A 12001-nucleotide genomic window follows, 5' to 3' on the forward strand; every position below is an offset into this window, starting at 1 on the left:
CTTAAAGTTGAAAGGTCAAACACGGCACTATCATATCATTTTCAGCCTGGCACTGCCATGACGTTGTAACAACAATGACAGTTTGGAGTATAAACAATCCACATCACCATATACGGTGTCTTTCTACGCATTTAATATCTATATAACGGCATACTATTGATTACTAAAATAATTTTCAGACAAGCTCTTTAAGAAAAGATTAGATTTTATACCACTAATTTTTTTACAATTTTTTCTGCACTATCCCCTTCGCCATACAAACCTTTCTTATCAATCTTTCGGTTTTTCATGGTCTGGACAGCTTCAAGAATCCGTTTTGTTCCAGCTCCACCAAGCACATTGGCCCCTGCCTGCAAAAGCTCCACCCACTCCGTTTCATCCCGCAGGGTGATACAGGGTTTCTGAAAAAAATACGCCTCCTTCTGCAGACCACCGCTGTCTGTCATGACAAAACGACAGTGTTCCAGCATCCAGATCATCTCAAGATAGGATGCTGGTTCAGTGACAATAATCCTGGGGTTACGGAAACTGTGGCCCTGGGCCATGAGGGTTTTACGGGTTCTGGGGTGCATGGGTAAAAGTATGGTATGCTGATCTGCGGCTTCTTCCAGTGCGGCAAGAATGGCCTGCATACGTTCCCTGTCATCGGTATTTTCTGCCCGGTGAAGGGTACAGAGAATAAAGTCATCATTCAAAAGCCCCTGAATTTCCGGCTTCACGGCGAAGCTTCTATAAAAAAGGGCCGCATCCAGCATGACATCTCCGGTCTGAACCACCCGGCAGTTAAAATTCTGAAACCCCTCTTTTTCAAGGTTCTGAACCGCAGTTTCCGTGGGGCAACAAAGCAGGCTGCTGATACGATCTGTGAGGATGCGGTTCTGCTCTTCCGGCATTCGCATATTGAAACTTCTCAGGCCCGCTTCCACATGGGCTACTTTTATGTGGAGCTTGCTGGCGGCAAGGGCTCCGGCCAGGGTAGAATTGGTATCTCCATAGACCAGAACCCAGTCCGGCTTTTCCTGTAAAAGCACCTCTTCGATTTTTTCCAGCATCCGGCCTGTCATGGCGCCGTGGCTGCCGCCTCCAATACCGAGGTGATAGACAGGCTTGGGAATCTGCATTTCATCAAAAAAAACCTCGCTCATATTGGCATCATAGTGCTGGCCCGTATGAACGATCTTTTCTTCCACAACTTCTGAAGGATTTTTGGCGTTGTGTGCAGCAATGGCCCTGCTGACCGTTGCCGCCTTGATGAACTGGGGTCTGGCACCGACAATGGTGATGATCTTCAAAAGAGCTCCTTTAAAAAAAATGAATCAGGTAGTCTCATAACTGCCTACTTATACCTGAAGCTCACATGCCTATGTTTTCAACCACAGATTCAGACACGGTTTTCATTTTCCAGAAATAAAAATGTCAGGAATGCACTGCAAAAGGAAATTTATTCGTAGCACCATACTCCTTTTCAAGGGCTTTCTGCAAGCCTTCCCTTGCCTTTTTTTCCCCATGAACCAGATGAATATCCTTTGGCCAATGCCGCATACGGGTTACAAAACGAACGAGATCTTTCTGATCCGCATGGGCAGAATACCCGCTGATGGTTTCGATACGGCTGCGGATAGTGATTTTCTCACCCTCAAGGAAAACATAGCCGCCCTTTGGGCCATAATGCTGGATATCCCTTCCAGGGGTTCCTTCCGCCTGATATCCCACAAAAAGAACGGTGTGGTGGGAATCCTTCAACATGGCTTTCAGGTAGTTGATGATGCGGCCTCCCGTACACATGCCACTGCCCGCAATGACAATGGCGGGTTTTGCAAATTGGGCAAGCTCCCTGACATTGACAAGGTGAGCTGTGTGAGAATCCAGGGTTACAAGCTGCTCAAAGGCAAGGGGTTTTCTGCCCTTTGCAAGTTTCTGGTGGGCTTCTTTGTCCCAGAAGGGTTTAAGGCTGCGGTAAATTTCTGTGATGCGGCCCGCAAGGGGAGAATCCAGATACACGGGAAGATCTTTCCAGGCAAGACCAGTTTTAAGGCTTTCCGAGGCTTTTCTGTGCAGGGTTTCTTCGATTTCGTAAAGAATTTCCTGGGTGCGACCCAGGCTGAAAGCAGGTATCAGGATAGTGCCACCGTTTTGAAGGGATTTTTGGATAAGGGCTTCAAGGCTTTGCCTTCGGGATCTGCGGTTTTCGTGGGTCCGGTCGCCATAGGTGCTTTCAAGGACAAGGGTATCGGCCCGATACGGAGGCTTGGGCGCTGGCAGAAGAGGTGCCCAGGGTGCGCCAAGATCTCCGGAGAAGACAACGCGGTGATCCTTGCCATTTTTTTTATCCAGAATGGTGCATTCGATGTAACAGGAACCCAGAATATGACCTGCCCTGTGCAGCCTGATGCTCACCCTGGACAAAGGGGTATCGAGAAGGGTACGCCAGGTTTTATAGGCCAGAGACTGGATGCGGGCCTGAATCAGCCTTGCGTAACGATCCAGCATGTCGGGCCTGGAGCTTACGGAAAATTTAAAGGCATCTTCCAGCATAAGGGGAAGCAGGGCTGCGGAAGGCTCTGAGCAGATCATAGGGCCTTCATAGCCTGCGGCAAGAAGCCAGGGAATGCGGCCCGCATGGTCAATGTGGCTGTGGGTGATAATGAGGGCCAAAATGTCTTTTGTGGGAAACAAAATGGCGTTGGGATCTTTACCCTGGATCATTTCCTGAGCGGATGAGGTTTCTGCTCCCTGAAAGAGCCCGCAATCCACAAGCAGACTTTTCCCGCCTTCCAGCATAAGCTGGTGGCAGGATCCGGTAACGCCTTCTTTGCCACCGTGGTGAACGAGGTTTATCAAGGCAGATCCATTATCCTGTTATGATCAAAAACATAAACGGATTACCATCCTGCTTCAGCTAGCGTTACCAGGCTCCACGATGGGAACGATAGCTGAAGAAAGCAATCCCTCTTTGATGACGATACCCCAAAAAAAATCAAATCGCTGTCTGCCCCAAACGCTCAAGGGTGTAGGCACCGCTTAAAACCCGGCTCCACCAGGTCTCATTTTCAAGATACCAGGCTACGGTTTTACGCAGACCACTCTCAAAATTTTCTTCAGGCTTCCAGTCCAACTCTCTTTCAATCTTGCCGGCGTCAATGGCATAACGCAGGTCATGGCCCGGCCTGTCTGCCACAAAGGTAATGAGAGATCTGAACCCGCCAGCCCTGTGCAGGCAACTGTTTAAATTTTCAGGGGCCAGTTCTTCCAGAAGATCACAGAGGGTTTCCACAACCTCAAGGTTACGCTTTTCGTTGTGTCCGCCAATATTGTACGTTTCTCCAACCTGCCCACGGGTCACAACCTGATATAAGGCCCGGGCATGATCTTCCACATACAGCCAGTCCCGCACCTGCTGACCATTCCCGTAAACGGGCAGGGCTTTTCCCTTGAGTGCATTGAGAATCATATGGGGAATCAGTTTTTCCGGAAAATGATAGGGCCCGTAATTGTTAGAACAGTTGCTTACCAGAACAGGCAGACCATAGGTTCTGTACCAGGCCCGTACCAGATGATCGGAGCTTGCCTTGCTGGCCGAATAGGGAGAGCTGGGAGCATAGGGGGTTTCTTCCGTAAAAAGGGCCTTGGGGTCTTCAAGATCGCCATAAACCTCATCCGTTGAGATATGGTGAAACCTGAAAAGCCCTTTACGCTCTGCATCCAGACCCTGCCAGTAGGATCGGGCCTCCTGCAGCAGAATGTAAGTTCCCACGATATTGGTCTCTATAAAGGCCGCAGGACCGTCAATGGATCGATCCACATGGCTTTCTGCGGCAAGGTGCATGACAGCATCGGGCTGATGGGCATCGAAAACCCGCTTGATCGCTGCACCATCACAGATATCCACCTGCTCAAAAGTATAGCGGGAGCTTAATGATGCATCCGCCAGGGACTCAAGATTCCCGGCATAGGTCAGTTTGTCCACATTCACCACAGAAGCATTTGTATGGGCAATGATATAACGAATGAGGGCAGAACCGATAAAGCCTGCCCCACCGGTAATCAGTATTTTCATGATTCATCTCCCAAAGGGGTCTTCCCCCTTTTTTCTCCCGTTTCTTCCCAGCGGGATCGCATTCCCCTGAAAGCATGTCTGGCAAAAACAAAGAAAATCCCCATCATACCACCGACCATACCTCCGACAATCAGAATCAGAAGGCGCTTGGGCTTAATCTTTTCCTCGGGAATCACAGCAGGATCAATGGTTTTAAACACATACTCCTCACGCACCCGGGCCAGCATCTTGGTCTGGGTCTGCTCTTCGATCAGCTTATAAAAAACCTGCTGCATCTGGGCCACACTGGTATTCTGCAATTCTTTTTCAAGGTAAACAATACTGCGCTCCGCTTCTTCTATATCCCGCTGACGCATCACCAGATTCAGTTCTTTCACCAACGTCTCGGCCCAGATTTTGGCATACAGGGGGGAGAGACTGGTCACACCAATACGTACAATGCCGGAGTCCTTCGACTGATCCACAGAAAGCATTGCCAAAAAAACCTTATACGCATCCCAGTCCGAAGGTTCTGGGGTTTTGGGGGGATCCACCTCCCGCAACCAGACCTTCTTTTCCGCGTCATAGACGTCTTCATCCAGAATCCAGCCATTCTTCTCCCTGTCCCATTTTTTGGCAGCAAAAAGGGGAACAAGAAGCTCATGCTTGCGGATAAAGGAGGTAATAAAATCCCGCGACTTGGCCACTTCCAGGGCAATGGTTGTTTTATCCACCCCGGCACTGCCCATATCAATGCCTGCCATGGCGGCAAGCCCGCCAAATCGGGAAGAAAGCCCTCCCTTCTGTTCAGCCATTGCCGGTGCCAGTACCACCTCTGCCTGATATTGATTTGGCATCTTCAGTGCATACACCAGGGCCATGAAAGAAAACAGAAAACCAATGAGAACAATCCACCATTTGCCATCCCAAAGTACACGGATCAGCTCCAGAAGATCAATTTCATCCTCCTGGGGAGCACCCTGCCAGGGAAGACTGGGAGCATACCCCCATGGAGGGGGGACTGCCTGTCCCTGTTTCTCAAAACCCGCATCTTTATTGGAAAATTCCTGCATAGGTTCTCTATCTTTCCACGGTATTGTCAAACTGTCCGAATCAAAATCCCTAAAAATCAGAAGATACCGATCACTTTCAGGGCTGCAATGGACGTACTCATATGGTAAAGAATCTTGCTGATATCTCCCCAGAAAACCAGAGGCGCAACGGCCTCCACATCAAAGGGCACAATGATGGTATCTCCAGGTGCAATCTCCGTATTCCTGAACCCAAAACGGTTGGGGCGGTAGGGAATGACACTGCCATCCGCCTTGACCACATACATGTATCTTTCCGCTGCTTTGGGCGTAAGCCCGCCGGATTTTCCGATATAATCAAAGATGCTGTCTTTATCCATATACAGATGGGAGGTGGGATACTGTACCTCTCCCATCACCGTAACCTCCTGGACGATGCTGGGGACAATCAGCTGATCTCCCCCCTTCAGGACAATATCCCGACTCTTTTCATTCACCAGCAAGTCCACAAAATCAATCACGAGCCGTCCTACGGGCTGGGTATTTTCAAGCTGCTGGATCAGCCCCAGCACCATGGCATTTTTTGCAGGCTCCTCCTCCCGATTTTCCATGGACTGGGCCGCAACCTGGCTCCTGAGCTGGGCGACATAACTGGCATACCGCTCCTTTTCCAGACGTTTCAGGTCTTCCCGAAGAAAGACGGTTCCTTCAATGAAAGCAAAGTCCGTCACCCCCCCCGCACGTTCCAGCACCTGACGCATTGTTTCTCCCTTGAAAATGGGATACACACCGGGATAAAGTACTTCCCCTTTCAGGGTAACGGTTTCCACATCATTCCAGTTGGGAATCTGCTTGATCATCAGATGATCTTCCGCCAGAAGAAGAAAATCATCCAGGGCCCCCTGGGGAACATCAAGGAGTTGATGCCGTGTCTCCGCGCCCCTTGCCGTCACCTCCCTGCGGGAAACCTCCATGCTGTGTGAAAGGGCGGAATCCAGCAGACCTCCGGCAATACGGATAAGATCCGCAGGGCTGAGGTTTTCATGATAGGGATACACGCCAGGAAAACGGACACGCCCCCCAATGGAAATCACCTGTGCCCCCTTTTCCTTGGAGGCCTGTGCCCGGAGACGCTGTACCATGGGCTGTACCAGCTCTGCCCTGTCCTTGCTGTGATCAAAGACCACAACAGAATCTCCAGGAGCCAGAGACAGATCTTCCTCTGCCTCAAGATCCACAGCTGCCACTTCGATGGTTCCGGGCTTTTCTCCCCGACGCTGCACCAGCACATAGGAAAGATCCGCATCCAGATCCAGAAGAACGCCTTCCCTCAGAAAACGGCTCAGGGTCAGTCCCGGAAACAGCGGATAACTGCCCGGAAAACGTACCTGACCGGCAACGGAAATCACCTCAGGTGGTGCATCCAAAGCTGTCTGTTGACGCAAACGCTCCACAACGGAAGACACCAGTTCCGACCGGTTGCCCGTTCGATCAAAAACAAAGGTCTGATCTCCTGGACGCAGCTCAAGATCTTCACCTGAGTCCAGATTTACGCCCACAACGTCGATGGTTCCGGGCTTTTCTCCCAGACGCCGGATCTGCACATAACTCAAATCTGCATCCAGACCCAGAAGAACGCCTTCCCTCAAAAAACGGCTCAGGGTCAGTCCCGGAAACAGCGGATAGCTGCCCGGAAAACGTACCTGACCTGCAGCGGAAATCACCTCAGGCGGTGCATCCAGGGCCGCCTGCTGACGCAAACGTTCCACAACGGAAGAAACAAGCTCTGCACGGTTCGACATCTGATCAAAAACAAAGACCTGATCCCCTGCACGCAGGACAATATCTTCCTCTGCACTCAGGTTGACTCCCACCACTTCAATGGTTCCGGGCTTCTTCCCCAGACGGCGTACCTGCACATAATTGAGATCCGCGTCCTGATCCAAAAGAGCGCAGTCCTTGATAAACCGACTCAAACGAAGTCCCTTGAACAGGGGATAACTACCCGGAAAACGTACCTGACCCGCAATGGAAATCACCTCAGGCGGTGCATCCAGAGCCGCCTGCTGACGCAAACGCTCCACCACGGAAGCAACAAGGGATGAACGGCTTGCCACCTGATCAAAAACAAAGGCTTCATCCCCTGCCCGAAGCTGGAGATCCTGACCGGATTTCAAGTCAACACCAACAACCTCAATGGTGCCGGGCTTTTCTCCTAAACGATGCACCAGAACATAGCCAAGTTCCGCTTCCGACCGTACCATGGCAACATTTTCAACAAAGCGGCGCAGGCTTACCCCCGAAAACAAGGGGTAGTTTCCAGAAAAACGCACCGCCCCACTGACGGCAACCACTTCCGGAAAAGCAGGAAAACGGGCCTGGGTTCTCAGGATACTCACCAGGGTGGCCAACTGGCTGCTTCGGTTTTTACGGGTATCAAAAAGGGTGATTTCATCCCCGGGTGCCAGCACCAGATTGTGCATGGCATCTCTTTTAAGCGCACTGTCCGGGTTGAAAACATGCATACGACTTTCCCGGAAAAGACCGGCGTTGGTTCTTAAAACCGCAAAATAGGGATCCATGTTCCGGGGCAGACGGGAAGGATCTGGCAGGATATCGGCAACTTGCATCCCCTTCCGCCAGGCCACCACCACGTCCTGGAAAACATGGCCTGTAATGACAACAGAGTCCATTACCTGGGACGGCAGAGACAGAATCTGCACCATATCGCCATTGCGCAGCAGGGTCTGGAGATCCTTCGCCTCTTTCAGGTTCAGGCGAAAAAAGCGATGTTCTTCCTCTACCCGCAAAAGACGCGCATCTTCCCTCTGTGCGGAAGGCAAAAGCCCTCCCGCCAGAACGAGAAGATCTTCAACGTTTTTTTCTGTCCGGAGCTCATAGACCGCAGGCCGGAGCACGGCTCCCGCCAGAGCAACACTATCCCCCCTGGGAGGAATAAAAAGGGTATCCCCGGACTGAAGACGCAGATCCGATGTGGTATCGCCCCGGAGCAGAAGATCATAAAGATCCAGCTCACCCACCAGCTGACCCGCTCTGCGCAGCTGAATCTTGCGCAAAGACCCTGTCTCCCGCACACCACCAGAAACATACAGGGCGTGGGTCATGGTCGCCAGACCACTCACGGCATAGCTCCCCGGCTTGTACGCTTCCCCCAGAACAAACACCTGAAAGGAGCGCAGTTTACCCAGGGTGATGCTGGTCTGGGCACCGATAAAGTGCCTGCGTATGGTTTCTTCCAGATCCTGACGCATGTCCGAAAAGGTCAGCCCTGCTACGGGCTTAGGCCCCACATCGGGAATCTGAATGGAACCATCACGACTCACCTCAAGGCTGAGAATCCGGTTCTGCGCCCCATAAATCTGGATACGAATATTGTCTCCAGGGCCAATGGTATAGCCATCCGGAACCGGTACGTCCGATACAGGGGCAAAGGTGGTGGGCGCTCCGGCAAACAGACTGTAGCCGAAACGGGGCAGCTCATCCCGGGACTGATGCATGCGATCCAGCAATTCTCTGGATGGCAGAACCTTTTCCTGGGGTTCATCTTCCACCAGCTCCCGTTGCTCCTGTTTTTTCTGCAGAACTTCAGGTTCCGGTTCCGGAGCAATTCTGGGGGTCACCACAGGAATGGGCACCACCGACTCCGTAGCCGGTGCAACCGCTGGCGCAGAAGCTCCTGCCTGTTGCAAGACCTGCTGCTGCTCTGCTGGTGAGAGTTGTTTAAAGGCTTCCTTTTCCGCTTCGGTAATCTGGAGGGCAAAGGCTGGAAAAGACACAAGAAGGAGGAGGGAGACAAAGACAATACTGCGAAAAGATGGCATGGAATCACATATCCTGAGGGAGGCCCGTAGCCGTTTGAGATCTTGAAAATCGAGAAAGACATTTACCAGAAAAGAAACAGCCCTTCAAGGTATAAAAGCACCCGGCCTGTTCAGGTATCCCTGCCCGTACACAGACTGGTGGCTACAGAATTTAAGCTATTGTTCCCTCGCTGGAAGACAAGAATGATACATATATGAAATACTGAAATAAATTTAAATATTTCTGTTTAGATAAATCCTCTAAAACACGCCTATAACCTTAAGGGCTGCAATGGAAGTACTGAGCTGATACAAAACCCGGGTCACATCTCCCCAGAAAACAAGGGGCGCAACTGCTTCCACATCAAAGGGCACCACAATGGTATCCCCTGGAGCAATGTGGTCGTTTCTGGAACCAAACCGTGAACTTCGGTAAGGAATCACCCTGCCGTCAGCCTTCACCACATAGATGAAACGCTCGGCAGCCTTGACCGTAAAGCCACCGGATCTGCCAATATAATCAAAGAGATCATCCTTTTCGGCATAAAGATGGGAAGTGGGATACTGTACCTCTCCCATCACCGTCACCTCCTGCACCATGGAAGGCACAATGAGCTGATCTCCGTTTTTTAAAAGAATATCCGGACTTTTTCTATTCATCAGCAGTTCCGGAAAATCAATCACCAGACGGCCTACGGGTTCGGTGTTCTGCAACTGATCAATCAAACCCAGCACCAGAGCATTTTTTTCCGGATCGGCCTCACGGCTTTCCATGGACTGGGCCGCCACCTGACTTTTCAATTGAGAGACATAGCTGTTATAGCGATCCTTTTCCAGGCGTTTCAGATCTTCCCGAATAAAAACAGCCCCATCAATAAAGGCGAACTCCGTTATGCCGCCCGCTCTTTCCAGCACATGGCGCAGAGTTTCACCCTTGAAAATGGGATAAACACCAGGATAAAGGACTTCCCCCCTGATCGCAACGGTTTCCACCTCATTCCAGTTGGGAATCTTCTTGACCATCAAATGATCTTCGGCCAGAAGCGGAAACTGGTTCAGTGCTTCCTCAGGTACGGCAACCTCCACATGGCGCACCTCAGCCCCCCTGTCCGTAACCTCTCTGCGGGAAACCTCCATGCTGTGGGGCAAAGCCGAATCGAGAAACCCTCCTGCGATATGTACCAGACCTTCAGGCGTCATCCCCTCATGCCAGGGATAAACGCCGGGAAACCGGACATGCCCGCCGATGCGGATAATCCGGGCCCCCTGCTCCCGGGATGCCTGCTCCCGCAGACGCTGCACCACAGGCTGCACAAGCTCTGCCCTGTTCTGCCTGTAATCAAACACCCAAACCCTGTCTTCGGGAAACAAGGGAAAATCCCCGTCCCTTTCCAAAAGATTGACGTTGATCGCCTCTATGGTTCCGGGTTTTTCTCCCATACGGCGCAGCAATACATAACCGGGATCTGCACCCGGCTGTAGTAAAGCCACATCCTGAAGAAAACCACGAAGTGTCAACCCTTCAAAAAGAGGATACGTTCCCTCAAAGCGCACAGCCCCCTCTACACTCACAATCTTCGGAAAAGCAGGGAAACGCGCCTGATTCTTCATCATGGAGACAAGGTGGGTAAGCTGGGCACTCCGATTTTTATGCGTATCAAAAAGAAAAATTTCATCCCCGGAATGTAGCAGCATATTGTGCTGCTCATCCCCTCCCATCGCCTTCAAAGGGTGAAAAACATGGATACAGCTTTCACGAAAAGGCCCGACACGGGTTCTCAAAACGGCAAAAGCCCCCTCCATCCCCTGGGGGAGATGGGCGGGATCCGGCAGAATATCCCCGATACGCAAGCCTTCACGCCATTCCAGAACAAGATCCTGAAAAACATGGCCCGTAACCACTACCGATCCCTTTACCTGTGGCGGCAAAGAGAGGATCTGCACCATATCACCGTCATAAATGAGAGTTCCCAGATCGTCTCTCTGATTCAGATTTAAACGAAAAAAACGATGCTCCTTATCGTGTACACGTAAAAGACGGGCTTCCCTTGTCTGGGCCGTAGCCAGCAGGCCTCCTGCCAACGCAATGAGATCGGAGAGCCTGCTTTCCGTGCGCAACTCATAGACTGCGGGTCGGAGAACCTCACCCGTCACGGCCACAGCATTGTCTCTCGGAGGAACAAAAACCGTATCGCCGGACTGCAGGCGTAAATCCGAAGAGGTATCTCCCCGGAGAAGCAGATCATAAAGATCCAGCTCACCAATCAGCACACCAGCTCTTCTCAGTTGAATTTTCCGTAAAGATCCTGTTTTTCGGACACCTCCAGAAACATAAAGCGCATGGGTCATGGTCGCCAGACCACTCACCGCATAACTGCCGGGCTTATAGGCTTCGCCGAGTACAAAAACCTGAAAAGAACGCAGCCTGCCCAGAGTGATGCTGGTCTGGGCACCGATAAAGTGCCTGCGTATGGTTTCTTCCAGATCCTGGCGCATATCCGAAAAAGTCAGTCCAGCGACGGGCTTAGGTCCCACATCTGGAATCTGGATAAAACCGTCACGGCTCACTTCAAGGTTGAGAATCCGGTTCTGATTGCCATATATCTGGATACGGATATTATCACCAGGCCCGAGGGTGTAGCCTTCCGGAACCGGTGCATCCGATACAGGGGCAAAGGTGGTGGGTGCACCCGCAAAAAGACTGTAGCCAAAGTGGGGAAGCTCCCTCCTGGATTGATCCATTCTTTCAAGAAGTTCGCGGGAGGGTAAGCCCCTTTCCTGCTGCCCGTCCTCCAGGAGTTCACGCTTCTCCTGCTTTCTCTGCAGGATTTCAGGGGCAGGCTCCGCCGCAGGCCTGGGTTTTATGAGCGGGACAGACACCACCGTCTGTGTTTCCGGTAAGGAAACAGATGCAGCAGATCCCACCTGCTGCAATATCTGCTGTTGCTCTGAAGGAGAAAGCTGTTGAAACGCCTGCTTCTCTACCTCGGTGACCTGAATGGCAAAGGCAGGAAGTGAAATCAGTAAAGAAATCCATAGACTTCGAAAAAACGGCATAATGATCAAGTGCCTCCCAAAAAAAACTGCAACAAATTCTAAATATTGGAAAAGAA

6 protein-coding genes are annotated in these 12001 nt (G+C 51.4%); all 6 read right to left on the reverse strand.

The annotated features are described in order from the left end of the window. Positions 1-206: 206 nt before the first annotated feature. Positions 207-1292: a non-hydrolyzing UDP-N-acetylglucosamine 2-epimerase gene (wecB, locus tag BR04_RS09770; RefSeq protein WP_496355818.1), complete on the reverse strand. Its 1086-nt coding sequence runs from the start codon at positions 1290-1292 to the stop codon at positions 207-209. A gap of 124 nt (positions 1293-1416) precedes the next feature. Continuing rightward, on the reverse strand, positions 1417-2841 hold the full coding sequence (locus BR04_RS09775) for an MBL fold metallo-hydrolase RNA specificity domain-containing protein (protein ID WP_496355819.1): 1425 nt from the start codon (positions 2839-2841) through the stop codon (positions 1417-1419). 136 nt (positions 2842-2977) lie between these two features. Continuing rightward, positions 2978-4057 carry a dTDP-glucose 4,6-dehydratase gene (rfbB, locus tag BR04_RS09780; RefSeq protein WP_496355820.1) on the reverse strand — a complete coding sequence of 360 codons (1080 nt, stop codon included), beginning with the start codon at positions 4055-4057 and terminating at the stop codon, positions 2978-2980. Further along, on the reverse strand, positions 4054-5109 hold the full coding sequence (locus tag BR04_RS09785; RefSeq protein WP_496355821.1) for a Wzz/FepE/Etk N-terminal domain-containing protein: 1056 nt from the start codon (positions 5107-5109) through the stop codon (positions 4054-4056). Before BR04_RS09785 ends, rfbB begins: the two co-directional genes overlap by 4 nt. 56 nt (positions 5110-5165) lie before the next feature. Next, entirely contained in the window at positions 5166-8909 is a 3744-nt protein-coding gene (locus tag BR04_RS09790; protein ID WP_496355822.1) for an SLBB domain-containing protein, read from the reverse strand. A gap of 240 nt (positions 8910-9149) precedes the next feature. Further along, on the reverse strand, positions 9150-11771 hold the full coding sequence (locus BR04_RS09795; RefSeq protein ID WP_496355823.1) for an SLBB domain-containing protein: 2622 nt from the start codon (positions 11769-11771) through the stop codon (positions 9150-9152). Between the last annotated feature and the right edge of the window lie 230 nt (positions 11772-12001).

The sequence above is a fragment of the Desulfobotulus sapovorans DSM 2055 genome (genome assembly GCF_059569355.1).